The following is a 16583-nucleotide window of genomic DNA, read 5'->3' as shown; positions in this document are numbered from 1 at the left end:
CCGGAGGGAACGCTAATAATGGAGCGGTGTGGTCAGAAAAATTGACAGACATCCACGACTTGGGAGGAAACCATATGGATCGTCGTTCTTTCCTGCGCAAAGGTGCGCTTGGCGGGGCAGCCGCAGCTGCAGGTAGCGCGCTCGCCGCACCGGCTATTGCGCAAGAAACCCCTACTGTGACGTGGCGCATGACCTCGTCTTTCCCGAAATCGCTCGACACGATCTACGGCGCCGCCGAGACGATGGCGAATTACGTCAAGGGCATGACCGACGGGAAATTCAACATTCAGGTCTTCGCGGCGGGCGAAATCGTCCCCGGCCTGCAGGCAATGGACTCGGTGTCGAACGGCACCGTCGAGGCCTGCCACACCGCCTCCTACTACTACTGGGGTAAAGATCCGACCTTCGCTTTCGCGACCGCAGTGCCGTTTGGCCTGAACATGCGCATGCAGAACGCCTGGTTCTACTATGGCGGCGGCAACGACCTGATGAACGAGTTCTATTCGAACTACAACATCACGGCCTTCCCGTGCGGCAATACCGGTGCCCAGATGGGCGGCTGGTTCCGTAAGGAAATCAACACCGTCGAAGACATGAAGGGCGTGAAAATGCGCATCGGTGGCTTCGGCGGCAAGGTCGTCGAGAAGCTCGGTGTGGTGCCGCAGCAGATCGCGGGTGGCGACATCTACCCGTCGCTCGAAAAAGGCACGATCGACGCCACCGAATGGGTCGGCCCGTACGACGATGAGAAGCTCGGCTTCTACAAGGTCGCGCCCTATTACTATTATCCCGGCTGGTGGGAAGGTGGCGCCTGTCTGCACGCCATGTTCAACAAGAACGCCTATGAGCAACTGCCCGAGGCCTACAAGATCGCGCTGACGGCGGCGACGCAGGCGGCGAACTCGGACATGATGGCGTCCTATGACTACAAGAACCCGAGCGCGCTGAAGAAGCTGCTGGGCCAAGGCGCGCAGCTGCGTCCGTTCAGCCAGGAGATCCTCGAAGCCTGCTTCAACGCGGCCAACGAGGTCTATGCCGAGATCAACAGCTCGAACGCTGCGTTCAAGAAGATCTACGACAGCCAGTTCGGCTTCCGCAACGATGCCTATGGCTGGTGGCAGCTGTCGGAGTTCAACTCTGACTACTTCATGATGCGCCAGCAGGCTGCGGGCAATCTGAAGGTCTAAGCCGCGTCTAGCGTGAATTGAGAAGTCCCCGGGGTTCGCGCCCCGGGGACTTTTCTATTGGTCTGGTCACAAAACTCACTTCGTCGTGGCCGCGCCAACCGTGGCACCCGCCACGGCGCCAACCGGCCCTGCAACCACGAGGCCGCCGACACCGCCGGTGGCGGCACGTTCGGTCGCGTTGTCACCACATGCCGCGAGCGAAACCAGCAGGCCGCCCGCCATCAAGATCGTCGCAATTCGCATCTTCTCGTCCTTTCGATAGCAGCCACAATGCGCGGCTTCCTCAAGGACAAGACGCCGAAACGCCCGCCGCGGTTCCCAAGTACCGCGATTAGCTGGCCGTCAATTCTTGCGCGTCACGACGCCGAGCCCGGCTCCGACGACCGCTCCGACAGGTCCCGCCACCACGAGACCGGCCACGCCGCCCGTCGCCGCGCGCTGCTCCTTGGTCTCGCCGCAGCCCGCCAGCGCAAGCAACGAAACCCCGACAATAACGAAAAGAGGATACCGCATCCCTCGCCCTCCACTCTCTCTCTATAAAAAAGGGGCGGCCCCTGAAGGCCGCCCCGATCTTTCATTTTCCGGTCGATCAGTTGCTGCCCGGTGTGGGAAGCGGGGGCAGCCCGCCCGGAGCCGCGCTTCCCGAGCCCGACCCGCCAGAGGTCGAGCCACCCAGAGGCGCCAGCGACGGCAGGCCACCGAGGCCGCCCCCATCGCCCATGCCCGGCATCTGCGGCAGCTTGATCTCGACATCCTTCAGATCCACCTGCGGCCCCTTGTAGTGCATCACCATGGCCGGGAAGGCGATCACGATGGCAATCATCGCAACCTGGATGAACACGAAGGGGATAGCGCCCCAATAGATCTGCGAGGTCTTCACCGGCTCCATTTTCTTGCCGGTGACCTTGTCGATATAGGGCACCTTGGCCGCGACCGAGCGCAGGTAGAACAGCGCGAAGCCGAATGGCGGGTGCATGAACGAGGTCTGCATGTTCACGCCCAGGATCACCCCGAACCAGATCAGGTCGATCCCCAGCGCCTGCGCGGCAGGCGCCAGAAGCGGCACGATGATGAAGGCCAGCTCGAAGAAATCGAGGAAGAAGGCGAGGAAGAACACCAGGAACGACACCACGATCAGGAAGCCCAATTGGCCACCCGGAAGCGAGGTCAGCAGATGCTCGACCCAGACCTGCCCGTTCACCCCGTAGAAGGTGAGCGAGAAGACCCGCGCGCCCAGCAGGATGAACAGCACGAAGGCCGACAGGCGCGTCGTCGCCGCCAGTGCGTCACGCACGACGGGGAAGGTCAGACGCTTCTTCACCGCCGACAGCACTAGCGCGCCGACCGCGCCCATTGCGCCGCCTTCGGTGGGCGTCGCGACGCCGAGGAAGATCGTGCCCAGCACGAGGAAGATCAGCGCCAGCGGCGGGATCAGCACGATCACCACCTGCTGCGCCAGACGGCTCATCAGGTTGGTTTTCAGCGCCTTGTCCAGCAACGCCACGATATAGATCGCGATCACGGCCACACCGGCTGCGAGGATCTCGGAGTTGTTGACGCTCGACCCGCTCGCCTCGAAATACTTCTCGGCGAAGATGAAGATCGCGACCGCACCGGCCAGCGCCACCAGGAGCGACATCACGCCAGAGCCCAGCGTGCGCGCCTCTTTCGGCAGAGCCGGCATCGACTTCGGCTTGATGATCGACATCACGAGCACATAGCCGAGGTAGATGCCGGTCAGCACCATACCGGGGATCAGCGCGCCCTTGTACATGTCGCCCACCGAAACGCCCAGCTGGTCAGCCAGAACGATCAGCACGAGCGAGGGCGGGATGATCTGCGCCAGTGTCCCTGACGCCGCAATGACACCTGTGGCCACCTTCCGATCATAGCCGTAGCGCAACATGATCGGCAGCGAGATCAGGCCCATCGCGATCACTGAGGCCGCAACTACGCCCGTTGTCGCCGCCAGAAGCGCGCCCACGATGATCACCGCATAAGCGAGACCGCCGCGCACCGGGCCGAACAGCTGACCGATCGTGTCGAGAAGATCCTCGGCCATGCCCGATTTCTCGAGCACGATGCCCATGAATGTGAAGAATGGAATGGCAAGTAAGGTCTCGTTCGACAAGACCCCGTAGAACCGTTGCGGCATCGCATTCAACAACGGCCAGTCAAGATTGATCGTCCCGCCGGAGTAACCCGACAGTTCAACGCCGATGACGAAGAACAAAAGACCGTTGGCCGCGAGTGCGAAGGCCGCAGGATAGCCGATCAGCAGGAAGACGATCAGCGAGATGAACATGATCGGGGCCATGTTCTGAGCGATAAGCTCGAGCATTACAGACCCTCCTCTTCGGCGATGGGATCATGGCCGTGATGGCCCGCGCTGTCGGCATGGGGATCGTCGATCAACCCACGCATCACACCGATCTTCTTGATGATCTCGGACACGCCTTGGAAGAACAGCTGCCAGAAGCCGATCAGCAGCAGGAGCTTGGCCGGCCACAGGATCAGACCGCCCGAATTCGTCGACATCTCGCCCGAGCGGATCGAGATCATCACGAAGGGCGTCAGCTTGAACAGCATCAGCAAGACGAACGGCATCAGGAAGAAGATATGCCCGAGCAGATCGATCCAGTGCTGCACTTTCCGCGAGAAGGCACCATAGACGATGTCGATGCGGATATGCTCGTTTTGCTTGAGCGTGTAAGCGGCAGCGCCCAGAAACGCCGCGCCGAAAAGATACCATTGCAATTCCAGCCAAGCGTTCGACGACATGTCGAAGGCTTTGCGCACAATGGCGTTGGTCGCACTCACGAGGACCGACACCAGAATAAGCCACGACACCGCCTTGCCGATGGTCTCGTTTATCCGGTCGATCGCGCGTGAAAGGGCCAGCAAAGCGCCCATCTCACTTCCTCCCTAATTTTGTCCCGAAAGCCTGCCTGAGGCTTTGCCCGTGATTGGCCGAGTGGGGGAGAAAGGTCAAGCAATTAAGGCTCCATCTGGTCTGTTCACTTGACCAGATCGGCCTAAAAGCCCCGCCTCTGAGCCCGATATCGCGACTGACCAAGCGTCAACGAGATCAATTCACCGCGACTGCCCCTGCGGCACCCGGCTCGGGAGCCTCTTCCGATTTCTCAAAGTTGCGACTCGCAGGCCGCAGCGCGCAATAATCGGGAAGAAAATTCCGTCGCTCGCGACATTTTATTCAGCGTTTGGGCATTGACGCCCCCAACGCCCGATCCTAATGTCCGCGCAAAGCAGTCCGAAAGGGATCCGCAATGGATGCGATTCTTCTTGTCGTCGTAGGAGCCAAGCGCATGGGCCGGTAACGGTACAACCATGAAGGTTCCCATGCGCCCCCGCCTCAAAGCCGGGGGCTTTTTCTTGGACAGGTGGATGCTTGAGAGTTAGCGGTGGGCGGCGTGGCCCTCGCGCAAGGATGGAGTGAGCATATGGCACGGCAGATGACCGGCGCGAAGATGGTGGTTCAGGCGCTGAAGGATCACGGGGTCGAAGTAATTTTCGGCTATCCGGGCGGCGCGGTCCTTCCGATTTATGACGAGATTTTCCAGCAAAACGACATCCGTCACATCCTCGTCCGCCACGAGCAGGCCGCGATCCACATGGCCGAAGGCTATGCGCGCTCGACCGGCAAGCCGGGCGTGGCGCTGGTGACCTCGGGCCCCGGCGCGACCAATGCGGTGACCGGGCTGACCGATGCGCTGATGGACTCGATCCCGCTGATCGTGCTGTCGGGTCAGGTGCCGACCTTCCTCGTGGGCACCGACGGTTTCCAGGAGGCCGACACGGTGGGCATCACCCGCCCCTGCACCAAGCATAACTGGCTGGTGAAGGATCCCGCGAAGCTCTCCGAGACGATCCATCAGGCTTTCCACGTCGCCACCTCGGGCCGTCCCGGCCCGGTGCTGATCGACATGCCCAAGGACGTGCAATTCGCAGTGGCCACCTATACCGAGCCGAAAGCCGCGCGGGTCGACCATTACCAGCCGCAGGTGAAAGGCGATCTCGACGCGATCACCAAGCTGGTCGAACTGGTCGAAACCGCCGAGAAGCCGGTCTTCTATACCGGCGGCGGCGTGATCAATTCGGGCCCCGCCGCGAGCCAGCTGATGCGCGAGCTTGTCGATGCGACCGGCTTCCCGATCACCTCGACCCTGATGGGTCTGGGCGCCTACCCCGCCTCGGGCAAGAATTGGCTCGGCATGCTCGGGATGCACGGTCTCTATGAAGCCAACCTCGCGATGCATGGCTGCGACCTGATGATCAACCTCGGCGCGCGCTTCGACGACCGGATCACCGGCCGCGTGGCGGACTTCTCGCCGAAATCGACCAAGGTGCATGTCGATATCGACGCCTCCTCGATCAACAAGATCATCGCCGTCGACCTGCCGATCCTCGGCGATATCGGCCATGTGCTCGAAGACGTGCTCAAGGTCTGGAAATCGCGCGGGCGCAAGGTGAACAAGCCCGCGATCGAGAAGTGGTGGAAGAAGATCGACGAGTGGAAGAAGGTGAACTGCCTCGCCTACACCAACTCGGAAAAGACGATCAAACCGCAATATGCGCTGCAGCGTCTCGAAGAGCTGACCAAGGGCATGGATCGCTACATCACGACCGAGGTGGGCCAGCACCAGATGTGGGCCGCGCAGTTCCTCGGCTTCGAGGATCCGAACCGCTGGATGACCTCCGGGGGTCTGGGCACGATGGGCTATGGCTTCCCGGCTTCGATCGGCGTGCAGATCGCCCATCCCGAGAGCCTCGTGATCAACGTGGCGGGCGAGGCGAGCTGGCTGATGAACATGCAGGAGATGGGCACCGCGACCCAGTTCCGCGTGCCGGTCAAGCAGTTCATCCTCAATAACGAGCGTCTGGGCATGGTCCGCCAGTGGCAGGAACTGCTGCATGGCGAGCGCTACTCGCATAGCTGGTCCGAAAGCCTGCCCGATTTCGTGAAGCTCGCCGAGAGCTTCGGCTGGAAGGGGATGCAGGTCTCCGACCCCGCCGATCTCGACGATGCGATCATGGAGATGATCAAGCATGACGGCCCGGTGCTGTTCGACTGCCTCGTGGAGAAGCACGAGAATTGCTTCCCGATGATCCCGTCCGGCAAGCCGCATAACGAGATGCTGCTGGCGGCCGATGCCGATGTCTTCAAGGAAGGCGCGGCGCTGGTGTGAGCGACGCCGGGGGCGCTGCCCCCGGACCCCCGGGATATTTGGACCAAGCCGAAGATCGGGTCCGAACTAGGAAAAGGAGAGAGGCAATGGCCGCTCTGAAGATCAAGAAAGGCTCCTCGAGCCATTCCGCTTACGACCTGCGCGACAGCCACGACCAGATTGAGCGCAGCCATACGCTCGCGGTGATCGTGGATAACGAGGCCGGGGTTCTGGCCCGTGTGATCGGGCTGTTCTCGGGCCGCGGCTACAACATCGACAGCCTGACCGTGGCCGAGGTGGATCATAAGGGTCACCGTAGCCGGATCACCGTCGTCACCCGCGGCACCGAGAACGTGATCGACCAGATCAAGGCGCAGCTGGGCCGGATCGTGCCGGTCCATGAGGTGAAGGACCTCACCGTCGAGGGCTACCCGGTCGAGCGCGAACTGGCGCTGATCAAGGTTGCGGGCACGGGCGACAAGCGCATCGAAGCGCTGCGTCTGGCCGAGATCTTCCGCGCCAATGTGGTCGACTCGACGCTGGAGAGCTTTGTCTTCGAGATCACCGGCACGCCCGAGAAGATCGACGCTTTCGCCGATCTGATGCGCCCGCTGGGTCTGGCCGAAGTGGCCCGCACCGGGGTCGCGGCCCTCTCGCGCGGGGCCTGAGCCAGAGCGACATGGCAGAGCCGCACCCCGCCACCGGTCCTGCTCTGGGTGTCGTCATCGTCACCTATCGGTCTTCGGACGTGATCGCGGCCTGCCTTGCCTCGCTGCGGGCAGCGACCGGCGTGGCGCTGCATGTGGTGGTAGTCGACAATGCATCGCCCGATGACACGGTGGAGGTGATCCGCGCAGCCGTCCCCGATCTGATGGGGGCAGCGGAGGCGGGTCAGGAAGGCATTGCTCTGATCGAAGCGGGGAGCAATGGAGGGTTTGCTGCGGGCGTCAATCTGGGGCTGGCGCGGCTCGCGGCCAATCCCGCGGTCGACCGGTTCTGGCTACTCAACCCCGATTGCGTGGTGCCGCCCGAGACGCCTGCCCTTCTCGCCTCGCATGATACTAGACCGCGAGGTGCCGCGATGATCGCGCATCGGGTGGTCTATGGCGACGCGCCCGACAAGATCCAGATCGACGGTGGGGTGATCGACCGGCGCACCGGGATCACCCATAACCTCAACCAGTTCGCTCCCGCCGACAGCCCTGCCCCGGACCCGGAGCACATCGACTTCGTCACCGGCGCGAGCCTTGTCGCCACCCGCGCCCATCTCGAGCGCGCGGGGCCGATGACGGAAGACTATTTCCTTTATTACGAAGAGGTCGACTGGGCGCTACGCCGGGGCGATCTGCCGATCTCCTATTGCGCAGGCGCGGTCGTCCATCACGTCGCGGGCACGGCGATCGGCTCGCAGCGGATGGGCTCGGTCGCCTCGCCGTTCTCGCAATATTTCAAGCATCGCGCGCGGGCGATGTTCCTGCGCCGCCATTTCCCCGCCGGGTTGATCGGCGGTGCGGCGTGGTCGCTGGCGAAAGCCGCGCAACTTCGTGTGCAGGGGCATGGGGCGGAAGCCGCCGCCCTGCTGCGGGGGTTCTTCGGGATGGCGCCGCCTGCACAAGTTCTGGCCGCGCTCAGCCCCGATGCGCGAGCGAAGATCGGGCGTTAATCCCCTCGCCGATGCGTCTGCGCAAACCGTGTGTAGCTGGTGCCGCGCGCCTCAGGCCGTCTCGCATCCTCGGGTGCATCGCCCCCCTCTTTCACCGCCTCGGTCAGCATCCACATGCCCGCGCCGAACAGAAAGAAGGTGAAGGCATAGATCGACTCCCAGACATAGACGGTGCAGAGCGTGAAGGTCATCCCCGCGAAGGTGAACACCCAGGAGCGGCGGAAATTCTGCATCCGCGTATCGCCGCCGAAATCGCGGAACATCACCTTGAAAAGCCCCCAGACATAACCGCTCGTGACCAGCAGGAAGCCCGGGATGCCATAGCGCACCGCCATCACCAGCCAGAAATTATCCATCGAGCCGGAATACATGTACCACGGCCGCACCCAGTCGTTCAGGCCGATGCCGAAGATCGGGTTGGCCCAGACATTCTTCAGCCCCCAGTCAAAAATGATCGTGCGCCAATAGGCGGTATGGGCCGAGAAGGTCGCGTAGCTGAGAAACACCATGATCGGCGAGCGGTTCGACAGCAGGTCGACCGTGACATAGGCGAAGGCACACAGCCCCGTCAGCAGCCACCAGCGCCATTCGATCCGCACGAAAGTGACGTACCAGCCTATCAGTCCCAGTTGCAGCAGCAGCGACAGAAGCGCCCCCGAGGAGAGCGCAAGAAAGCCGTTGAGCAGGATCAGCCCGCTCGCCACCACCCGCCAGCCGAGCGTCTTGATCCCGTCGAAGGCCACAAAGGCGAAGGCGAAAACGACCGAGCAATAGAGCCCGAAATGGATCGGATGCGCGAAGGGGCCCTGCACCCGCTCCAGCCCCAGGCGCGGCTCCTGAAAGTTGTAGGTGATCGTGCCCATCCCCGGCAGCTTGTCGATCAGCGTCGGGATCAGGGTCGTGCCGGTCTTCGTTTCGTAAAGCGAGAAGGGCGTCAGGATCAGCACCGACCAGATCAGCACCTTGCCCAGCGCCGCGAAATCCTCGCGCGAGCGGATATAGGCGCGCCCGATCAGGTAACCGCCCAGAACCTCCAGCCCGACAGAGCCTGCCTGCTGGATCACCCGGTCGGGGTTGTTCACCGCCAGCGCGACCGACAGCCACAGCGCATGGAACAGGAACAGCCAATCGACCGGCAGTATCCGCCCTGCCCGCCCGCTGAAGACCCGCGCGAAGGCGGGCAGGATGAAGGCCATCAGCACAAGGCGGCTCCCGGTGATCGCAAGCGGGCCGAGGTTGAACTTGAAGGGCAGCAGGATCGACAGCACGAACAGCAGCACCGGCCACGGCAGTTTCGCGGTCGCGAGCGCGGCGGTCTCGGCGATACGGGATCGCCCGCCCGCGCGGCTTGTCGGGCGCGCACGTTGCGGAGTGGCACTGCCAATCGCCCCGGCGCGCATCAGCGCATCGCCCCGCTCACCGCGGGGCGGCTCGCGGTCAGATCAAGCGCCTCAAGCTCGCCATGGAAGCTGCCCTTGCCGAAGGGATTGCCCAGCGCGAGGCCCCAATATTCCATCGGTTTGAGCCGCCCCGAGACGGTGCCCTTGCCGATCACCTCCTCGCCCGCGAGCACCTCGAATAGGCTATCGTCGGACGCGTAGCGGAAGGTGATGTCGTGCCACTTGCCGTCATAGATCGGGACGCGCTTGGTACGCAGGAACAGCCGTTGCCCGCTCTCGGGCCAGAACTCGACCTCGAACGTGCCGCGTCCGGTCACTCGCACGATCAACGACTGATGCACGCGCAACAACTCCCCGGCGGATTTGTAATCGCCTACCGCGCGCAGCTTCATATGCAGCGCGAAGCGATCCGCCCCGTAGAGCGGCGCGACCATCTCGCGCGGGATCACCACGGCGCCGCCGCCCAACCCGAATTCCAGCGCGCCGGGGCTGAGCGGGATCGAGTCGAGCGCCTCCGGCTGCGCCCCGGCATGCGAGATCAGTCGGCCCAGCTCGGGGTCATAGCTGAGGATACGGTCGTCGCGGACCATAACATAGCCGCTGCTCTGCGCGCTCCGCCCGTCGGGCAGAGTCAGCGACAGCGTCACCTTGTGCCGCCCCGGCATGCGGAAGCCCACCGGCACCTGCGCGCCGTCGAGGCTGGTCTGCCCGTCGATCTGCCAGTGATAGGCGACCTCGGCAGGGTCCACCCCCTCGGGCAGCACACTCTCGCGCGCGTCGAATTGCAGCGTGGTGCCGCCGCCCTCGCTGCGCGCGAACCGCATGACCGGCTGGAACGCCTCCGGACCGCCGAGAATATCGAGCATCGGCGCACCGATCCCGCTCCCGGCCAAGGCCCCACCCGGAAGATAGGCGTAATTCATGATCTCACGCGGCGCACCGGTGCGCGCGGCGACGAAGAGCTGGTCGTAATAGCTCGCCCGCTGCGGCGTGATGTCCTGAATCAGCAGGTTGTCGCGGAGCTTCCAGTCGGGCTGCCCCGCCGGGCCTGCGATCTCGCTCACCGCATTGCGGGCGATCTCCACGGCGCGGGCGTCGCGCGCCACGCGGATCTGCGGGATCCAGAGAACCGGATCGCGTTTCTCGCCCTCGGAATAGACGTCATGGATGAGCGTGTTGTTGGCGATCTTAACGCCTTCCGCCTCGCCCACCGTGATCCCGTGCAGATGGGCGTTGATGATGACGTTCCCGCTGATCTCGACATTGCGGTAGAACATCTCCGCGCCCGCCTTGCCGCGATCGACCAGCTCGTTGCGCATCAGGATCGACTGGGTGAAGCCGCCCTCGCCGGAATTGAGCAGGTTGTTCGTGATCGCGATGTCGCGGCTGGGCCGTTCCGTGCCTGCGGTCCAGAACTGGATCATGTCGGCATGATCGCCCGACGCGACGGCACGGCGGAAATCGTGAATGTGGTTGTTTGCGACCTCTGCGCGTTCGATCTGGGCAAAGTTCAGCCCGTCCATCCGCATGTCATGGATGTCGTTGGCGACCACCACCAGATCGGTGCAGTCAGTGAAGATCGCGCCGCGATAAAAGCGACGAAACTCGGAGCGCTCGACCGTGATCCCGGTCGAGGCGCGTACTGCGAGGCCAAAGGCCGTGGGCAACGGCCCCTGCTCGATCAGATCCGGATCGGCGGGGGCGAGATCCCCATCGAACAGCGCATTGCGGATCGTCAGATCGCGTGTGGTGAAGACCTGAAACGGGCGGGTGTTGGATCGGTCGCCCTCGGTGTAACGGTAATCGAAGGTCACGGCCTCGATCACGACATGACTGACTTCCCGCAGGTTCATCTGCGCGATCACCGCCCGGTTGTCCGGATCGGCAGAGCGGAAGGTGATCGGCGCATCCTCGCGCCCTGCCAGCCCCCGCAGATCGAGCGCGTCATAGTCGCCCGGCGCGATCAGAACCGTGTCGCCCGGCGCCAGCTTCGCCCCGATCCGCGCCAGCCCGGCCTTATCCGAGACCTGCCAGTCGCGCGCCAGTGCGGGCAGCGCCCCAAGCACGAGAAGACCGACGGCCAAAAGCCCACGCCGTCCGACGCGGGCTGCATGCCTCGTGGTGAATGCGATCTGCTCCATCGCTGCCTGCCTGTTCCGGGCCGCTTTTTGCGGCTCTGATATCTTGCCGTCACGCTAGCGTGAGGAAGATCGACGCGGCAAGAGCTTTAACCCAGATTAAACCTTGCACATTGCCATTGTGGCCTTCGCGCCGCTAAAGCCGCCCGAAAACCGCCTGCCGGAGCATCCAGCCCATCCGCGCGAGCCGCAGTCTCGCGAGCGTCGCCACGGCGCGCCACCGCTCGGTCGCGCCGCGCAGGTCGGGATGGCGCAGCACCATGGGCAGATGGGCGAGGATCGAGACGGGCATCAAGAGCGCCTTCGCCCCCCAGCGCAGCCGCGCGGGCAGGTTTGATCCATTCACGCCGAAGCCTTCTTCGGTCAGACGCCGCCATTTGCGCGACAGCGCCGCCCAGTTTTGCCGCGACGGATGGCCTACGCGCAGCCCGTCGGCATAGATCAGCGAATAGCCCTTCGCGGTCGCGCGACGGCACCAGTCGAGATCCTCCGACAGCCCGGCGATGAAGGGCCCCGTCGCCTCGTAGACATCGCGCCGGGTCAGCAGGTTGCCGGTGCCGGAGAAGCCCTTCTCCTCGATATAGCGGCGAAAATCGAAGGCGAAGACGGTCTCGAAGGCCTCTGCGCCGGATCGCGGCGGCGGAGTCTCATCGAAGACGAAGACATGCCCGCCAACCAGATCGCCCTGCCCGGCCATGGCGAAGGCGGTCGCGATCCAGTCCGGGTCGGCCACGCAGTCGCTGTCGATGAAGAACAGCCGCGCCGCTGTCGTCTCCGCCACGCCACGATTGCGCGCCTCTGCCGCGCCCTTCTTAGTCTCGGTCACGATCCGCAGGTCGGGATAGGCCGCGCGGACGGGGCCAAGATCCTCGGTCGAGCCATTGTCGACCACCAGCAACTCGCAACGCGCATCCAGCTGCGGCGCGAGCGTCTCGAGGCAGCGCATGAGCCGCGCGACATCGTTGTAATGCGGGATGATGATCGCGGCCTCGGCCATCACAGCGCCTCCATCAACTCAAGCAGCGCCGCGTCATAAGCCCCAAGCCGCTCGATCCCGCGCGCCAGCGCCGCGTTCGCCTCTGCGGCCAGCGTCTCGCGATTGGCAAAACCCTGCTCCAGCGCCGCCATCACCGCATCCGCATCCGCCTTGGTCGCATCGACCGTATGGTCGTAGCCAAGCGCGCCGAACAGCCCCGCAAACTTGCGGCTATAGGCGAGCGGCACCACAGCGACACCGGACGAGAACGCCGCGATACAGGCATGCATCCGCGCCCCGGTGAAGAAATCGAGCCCCGCGATATAGCTCTTCGCCTCGGACGGGCTTGCGAAGGCGGGCACGCAGATCACGTCATGCTCGGCGGCCAACGCCTCGCAGGCGCGCAGGTCATCCTCGATCACCATCGGACCTTCGGGCACGATCACATGCGGGACCAGATGGACCTCGGCCCCCTGCCCCTTGAACCAGTCGATCGCGCGCGCGATCAGCGCGGGATAATCCAGCGCCATCCCGAAATCATTGGCCCCGTGATAGCCCCCCGCCATCAGCAGCCCCGAGACGTTGATACCCACGCGCACCGGACCACTGTCGCGCGGCGCGGGCGGGTCATAGGGCAGCCGCAGCGCCAGATCGGAGGCCAGAACCGGCGCGCCGCGATAGCCCAGATCGTCCAGCGCCGCGCGGGAGCGTTCGTCGCGCATCGCCACCAAGCCCGAGCGGTTGAGGCTCATCCGCGCCAGCCGCTTCGACCAGCCCTTGGTGAAGGGCCCCACGGTCTGCGGCGCGACCACCAAAGGCGTGCCCGCGAGATGTGTGGCGAACTTCATCCAGAACATCTTCACCAGTCGCGAGGCCCCATAGATGTCCGCGAAACTGTCGCCGCCGCCAATGTCGATCACCAGATCGGCGGCCTTAACTTCGGCCCACAACCCTTTGGGAGATTTCAGAAACGCGCCATCCACCTCGATCAGCCGCAAGTCATCGCCTGCCACATAGGGCGCGCGCCGGTCTTTCCAGTCGAGCACGGTGATCGCGACCTGGCGCCCCGCTTTGGCGGCAAGATCGCGCAGCAGGGCGATCTCCGACACGGTCAGCGCGCCGACGCCAAGATTGTCCGAGCGCGTCGAGTGGAAGATCAGGCAGACGCGCAGCGTGCGGCTCATTTTCGGCCCCGCAACACACGTCGGACCGTGCCTGCGAAATTGCGCAGGTTCCGCGTGACCGGGTTTTGCAATGCGCAGGCGCGCAGGTTCATCCCCTCGTAACGCGGGATCGGGCGGGCCATCAGTTTGAGCGCCGCGAGACGCGCGAAAAGGGCACGGCGACGTTCGCGCTGGCCGGGCTGGATCGCGGCCAGTTCCGCCACATCGAACGGCGCGGTCTCGACCGCCTCTGCAGCTTCGGCCTCATGCAGAATCTCCGCGCCGAGCCGCGTGCGCGCCACGATCAGGCTGCGCCCCGGCGCCTCCTCGAACAGCGGATAGCCCGCATCGTCGGCCTCCCACGCATCGGCGCAGACCAGATCGGCGGCGACGCCGGTGCCATCGGCGCAAATCTTGCAGCGGTGCTGGACATGGCGCGAGAGCACCCCGCCCCAGGCCGCGTGATAGCTCGTCTCGCGGGTGGAGCCATCATGCAGCGCGGCCACCGTCTTTCCCGGCCAGCCATTGCCGCGATAGCGCAGGCCCGCCAGCTGATCCTCGGGCGCGCCCATTTCCGCCAGCAATTCCCGCGCGCCCTCCGCGCTGGGAACGCCCGCGCAGAAGAAGGACAGGATCACCGGGAAACTCCGCGCAAATTTCGGATCGCGCGCGACCAGCGCCCGCAAAGCCACCGCATCACAAGGCTTGCCGATCACCGCGAAGCGCCGCCCATCCGCGATCAGCGACGACAGATCGGCCAGCGGCGCCGAAGGCGCATAGCGCGAGCCCGCCGCCCCCAGAACCTCGTCGCGCGTGGTGCTCAGCCGCATCCGGTTACCGATCGGGTTGTCGGGATCGGGCTCGATCTGGGCGATGGCGTCGACGCGGCCCGATTGCAGCAGATGCAGCGCCAGCGCCGAGAGCGCCCCGCCCGACGCCCCCGCATGGCGCAGGTCCGCGTCGGTGGCGTGACCGCTTTTCATCTCGGCGAAGCGCCCCCAGAGCGGCTCCTCCCCGGGCGCGACGCGCTGCGCGCTCTGGCCCAAGCCCGGGCAGCAGGCGGCAATCGCGGTCTCCGCACGCGCGCTGATCTCGGCGCTTTGCACCGGGCGCAGGAAGCCCCGCGCATCGGGCGCCATCGCGATCTCATCCGGCGCGACCCCGGCGCACAGCCCGCAGCCCGCGCAGAGATCGCCCGCCGCGACATGGGCGAGCGCCTCGCTCGAAGGCGTCGAAATGGGGCTGTGATGGGTCATGCTCGGCCGATCTGGTTTTTCAAGGAGTTGAACAGCAAAGCCGTGAATCTGGCAAGGCTTGGCTGGGTCGGTCGGCGCGCGTGACGTGGCCGTCAAGCCACAGCCGCCACAGCGCGCTTGACCCGACGGCCCCTCGGGCGGGATTATGGGCGCAAAACATGCGCGGGCGGCCAAACCCCGCGCCATATCGGACAGTACATGCTTCGCACCGCGATCCTCATCCTCAGCGGGAACGCCGCCACCTCGGCGCTGATGCTCGCGCGCAACCTCGCGATCGCGCGGCTGATCCCGGTGGCCGATTACGGCGTGGCCGCGACTTTCGCGATGGTGATGGCGGTGATCGAGATGGGCTCGACGCTGGGGCTGCAGCAGCAGATCGTGCAGTCGAAGCGCGGCGACGACCCGGCGTTTCAGGCGGCACTGCAAGGTTTCCAACTGCTGCGCGGCGTCATCGCGGCGGCGGCGCTGTTCGTACTGGCCGGGCCGATCGCAGGCTTCCTCGATATCCCCGAGGCCGCATCTGCCTATCGCTGGCTCGCGCTTGTGCCGCTCCTGACGGCGGCGCAGCATTTCGACATCCACCGCGCCCAGCGCAGGGGCCACTATCGCCCGATGCTGCTGACAGGCGCCCTGCCCGCACTGGCCGCGCTGATCGCGATCTGGCCGCTCTCGCGCCTCTTCGACGACTGGCAGGTAGCGCTTTGGGCGATCCTGCTGCACGCGGCCCTCGGCGTTCTGGTCTCGCACCTGATGGCCGAGCGCCGCTACCGCCTGCGCCTCGACCGCGCCGAGATGCGCGCGAACCTGCTTTTCGGCGCGCCACTTCTGGCCAATGCGGCCCTGATGTATCTGGTCTTTCAGGGCGACAAGATCATCGTCGGGCGGCTGGCGGGGATGGAGGCGCTGGCGATCTTTGCGATGGGCATGACGCTGACGCTGACGCCCACGCTGATCGGCGCGAAGTCGGTGCAGAACCTCTTTCTGCCGAAACTCTCGGCCGCGCATGGCCGTGCGGACGCCCTCGCGCATCGCCAGCTTGCCGGGGCGACTTTCGAGGGGATGTTCCTTACCGGATCGATCCTGCTGCTGGGCACGGTCCTTATCGGACCGCTCGTCGTCACGGCCCTTTTGGGGGCGAAATATGCAAGCCTCCTGCCGCTCCTGATCCCCTTCGCGCTGATGAATGCGCTCCGCGCGATCAAGAACGGGCCGAGCACGGTCGCGCTCTCGGCGGGGCAGACAGATAACGGCTTTTGGGGGAACCTGCCCCGGATCGCGGTGCTGCCGCTGAGCTATTGGGCGCTGATTGAGACCGGCTCGGTCGTGCCGGTGATCTGGCTCGGGGTCGCGGGCGAGGCGATCGGCCTTGGCGTGGCGCTCTGGCGGCTGTCGCGGATCATGGCGCTGCCACAGGTGGGCCGCGCCGCGCTGACGACCGCACTCGTGTTGATCGCGGTCCCGCTGATCACGCTGGCCGCGCCCGGCGCGCTGGTGATCTGGCCGGTCGCGCTGATCCTGATCGCGATGCAACTTGCCGCCCTGCCCCATCTGCGGGCCTATTTCGGCCGCCCGCACACCAGCACTGCGTGACCCCGCGCCTCTGTACGATTTTCG

At 64.9% G+C, this 16583-nt stretch carries 14 protein-coding genes; 5 read left to right on the top strand and 9 right to left on the bottom strand.

What is annotated here, in order from left to right:
• The first annotated feature begins 74 nt into the window (after positions 1-74).
• On the top strand, positions 75-1187 hold the full coding sequence (locus ACZ7GB_RS09470) for a TRAP transporter substrate-binding protein (protein WP_078547720.1): 1113 nt from the start codon (positions 75-77) through the stop codon (positions 1185-1187).
• A gap of 75 nt (positions 1188-1262) precedes the next feature.
• On the opposite strand, the gene ACZ7GB_RS09465 is transcribed toward ACZ7GB_RS09470, so the two are convergent.
• From ACZ7GB_RS09465 to ACZ7GB_RS09450, 4 genes are all read right to left on the bottom strand, one after another.
• On the bottom strand, positions 1263-1430 hold the full coding sequence (locus ACZ7GB_RS09465) for a hypothetical protein (protein WP_158522199.1): 168 nt from the start codon (positions 1428-1430) through the stop codon (positions 1263-1265).
• A 99-nt stretch (positions 1431-1529) separates the two neighbouring features.
• Positions 1530-1700 carry a hypothetical protein gene (locus tag ACZ7GB_RS09460; RefSeq protein WP_098411498.1) on the bottom strand — a complete coding sequence of 57 codons (171 nt, stop codon included), beginning with the start codon at positions 1698-1700 and terminating at the stop codon, positions 1530-1532.
• A 76-nt stretch (positions 1701-1776) separates the two neighbouring features.
• The gene (locus ACZ7GB_RS09455; protein ID WP_078542859.1) at positions 1777-3528 is read right to left on the bottom strand and encodes a TRAP transporter large permease; all 1752 of its coding nucleotides are present in this window, start codon (positions 3526-3528) and stop codon (positions 1777-1779) included.
• Entirely contained in the window at positions 3528-4100 is a 573-nt protein-coding gene (locus ACZ7GB_RS09450) for a TRAP transporter small permease subunit (protein ID WP_078542858.1), read from the bottom strand. Before ACZ7GB_RS09450 ends, ACZ7GB_RS09455 begins: the two co-directional genes overlap by 1 nt.
• 548 nt (positions 4101-4648) lie before the next feature.
• Between ACZ7GB_RS09450 and ACZ7GB_RS09445 the strand changes: the two genes are divergently transcribed.
• The 3 genes from ACZ7GB_RS09445 to ACZ7GB_RS09435 all read left to right on the top strand — a co-directional run bounded on the left by ACZ7GB_RS09445 (position 4649) and on the right by ACZ7GB_RS09435 (position 8036).
• The gene (locus ACZ7GB_RS09445; RefSeq protein ID WP_472158418.1) at positions 4649-6394 is read left to right on the top strand and encodes an acetolactate synthase 3 large subunit; all 1746 of its coding nucleotides are present in this window, start codon (positions 4649-4651) and stop codon (positions 6392-6394) included.
• Between the two features lie 86 nt (positions 6395-6480).
• Positions 6481-7041, top strand: a complete 561-nt coding sequence (gene ilvN / locus ACZ7GB_RS09440; protein ID WP_075775634.1) for an acetolactate synthase small subunit — start codon at positions 6481-6483, stop codon at positions 7039-7041.
• Positions 7042-7052: 11 nt separating this feature from the next.
• Positions 7053-8036, top strand: coding sequence for a glycosyltransferase family 2 protein (locus ACZ7GB_RS09435; RefSeq protein WP_472158416.1), 984 nt, complete (start codon positions 7053-7055; stop codon positions 8034-8036).
• On the opposite strand, the gene ACZ7GB_RS09430 is transcribed toward ACZ7GB_RS09435, so the two are convergent.
• From ACZ7GB_RS09430 to ACZ7GB_RS09410, 5 genes are all read right to left on the bottom strand, one after another.
• Positions 8033-9436 (bottom strand): O-antigen ligase family protein, encoded by a 1404-nt coding sequence (locus ACZ7GB_RS09430; protein WP_472158415.1) that lies wholly within the window; start codon positions 9434-9436, stop codon positions 8033-8035. The two genes, ACZ7GB_RS09435 and ACZ7GB_RS09430, sit on opposite strands and share 4 nt — an antisense overlap.
• Entirely contained in the window at positions 9436-11577 is a 2142-nt protein-coding gene (locus tag ACZ7GB_RS09425; protein ID WP_472158413.1) for a right-handed parallel beta-helix repeat-containing protein, read from the bottom strand. The genes ACZ7GB_RS09430 and ACZ7GB_RS09425 overlap by 1 nt, the downstream gene beginning before the upstream one ends.
• A 133-nt stretch (positions 11578-11710) precedes the next feature.
• On the bottom strand, positions 11711-12571 hold the full coding sequence (locus ACZ7GB_RS09420) for a glycosyltransferase family 2 protein (RefSeq protein ID WP_472158412.1): 861 nt from the start codon (positions 12569-12571) through the stop codon (positions 11711-11713).
• The gene (locus tag ACZ7GB_RS09415; protein ID WP_472158410.1) at positions 12571-13734 is read right to left on the bottom strand and encodes a polysaccharide pyruvyl transferase family protein; all 1164 of its coding nucleotides are present in this window, start codon (positions 13732-13734) and stop codon (positions 12571-12573) included. Before ACZ7GB_RS09415 ends, ACZ7GB_RS09420 begins: the two co-directional genes overlap by 1 nt.
• A complete protein-coding gene (locus ACZ7GB_RS09410) occupies positions 13731-14969 on the bottom strand; it encodes a Coenzyme F420 hydrogenase/dehydrogenase, beta subunit C-terminal domain (RefSeq protein ID WP_472158409.1) in 1239 nt (412 codons plus the stop codon). The genes ACZ7GB_RS09415 and ACZ7GB_RS09410 overlap by 4 nt, the downstream gene beginning before the upstream one ends.
• A 198-nt stretch (positions 14970-15167) precedes the next feature.
• Between ACZ7GB_RS09410 and ACZ7GB_RS09405 the strand changes: the two genes are divergently transcribed.
• Complete coding sequence (locus ACZ7GB_RS09405) at positions 15168-16559, top strand: oligosaccharide flippase family protein (protein WP_472158407.1); 1392 nt, start codon at positions 15168-15170, stop codon at positions 16557-16559.
• The last annotated feature ends 24 nt before the right edge of the window (positions 16560-16583 follow it).

Source organism: Thioclava sp. PTB-PU3-1 (assembly GCF_055666785.1).
This window is presented reverse-complemented; position numbering and strand designations above follow the sequence as displayed.

What these genes read in the sequence shown, in the direction of transcription:
- ACZ7GB_RS09415 (WP_472158410.1), bottom strand. Translation starts at nt 13,734, where the DNA reads ATGAGCCGCACGCTGCGCGTCTGCCTGATCTTCCACTCGACGCGCTCG.
- ACZ7GB_RS09420 (WP_472158412.1), bottom strand. Translation starts at nt 12,571, where the DNA reads ATGGCCGAGGCCGCGATCATCATCCCGCATTACAACGATGTCGCGCGG.
- ACZ7GB_RS09470 (WP_078547720.1), top strand. Translation starts at nt 75, where the DNA reads ATGGATCGTCGTTCTTTCCTGCGCAAAGGTGCGCTTGGCGGGGCAGCC.
- ACZ7GB_RS09465 (WP_158522199.1), bottom strand. Translation starts at nt 1,430, where the DNA reads ATGCGAATTGCGACGATCTTGATGGCGGGCGGCCTGCTGGTTTCGCTC.
- ACZ7GB_RS09435 (WP_472158416.1), top strand. Translation starts at nt 7,053, where the DNA reads ATGGCAGAGCCGCACCCCGCCACCGGTCCTGCTCTGGGTGTCGTCATC.
- ACZ7GB_RS09425 (WP_472158413.1), bottom strand. Translation starts at nt 11,577, where the DNA reads ATGGAGCAGATCGCATTCACCACGAGGCATGCAGCCCGCGTCGGACGG.
- ACZ7GB_RS09460 (WP_098411498.1), bottom strand. Translation starts at nt 1,700, where the DNA reads ATGCGGTATCCTCTTTTCGTTATTGTCGGGGTTTCGTTGCTTGCGCTG.
- ACZ7GB_RS09410 (WP_472158409.1), bottom strand. Translation starts at nt 14,969, where the DNA reads ATGACCCATCACAGCCCCATTTCGACGCCTTCGAGCGAGGCGCTCGCC.
- ACZ7GB_RS09450 (WP_078542858.1), bottom strand. Translation starts at nt 4,100, where the DNA reads ATGGGCGCTTTGCTGGCCCTTTCACGCGCGATCGACCGGATAAACGAG.
- ACZ7GB_RS09430 (WP_472158415.1), bottom strand. Translation starts at nt 9,436, where the DNA reads ATGCGCGCCGGGGCGATTGGCAGTGCCACTCCGCAACGTGCGCGCCCG.
- ACZ7GB_RS09455 (WP_078542859.1), bottom strand. Translation starts at nt 3,528, where the DNA reads ATGCTCGAGCTTATCGCTCAGAACATGGCCCCGATCATGTTCATCTCG.
- ilvN (WP_075775634.1), top strand. Translation starts at nt 6,481, where the DNA reads ATGGCCGCTCTGAAGATCAAGAAAGGCTCCTCGAGCCATTCCGCTTAC.
- ACZ7GB_RS09445 (WP_472158418.1), top strand. Translation starts at nt 4,649, where the DNA reads ATGGCACGGCAGATGACCGGCGCGAAGATGGTGGTTCAGGCGCTGAAG.
- ACZ7GB_RS09405 (WP_472158407.1), top strand. Translation starts at nt 15,168, where the DNA reads ATGCTTCGCACCGCGATCCTCATCCTCAGCGGGAACGCCGCCACCTCG.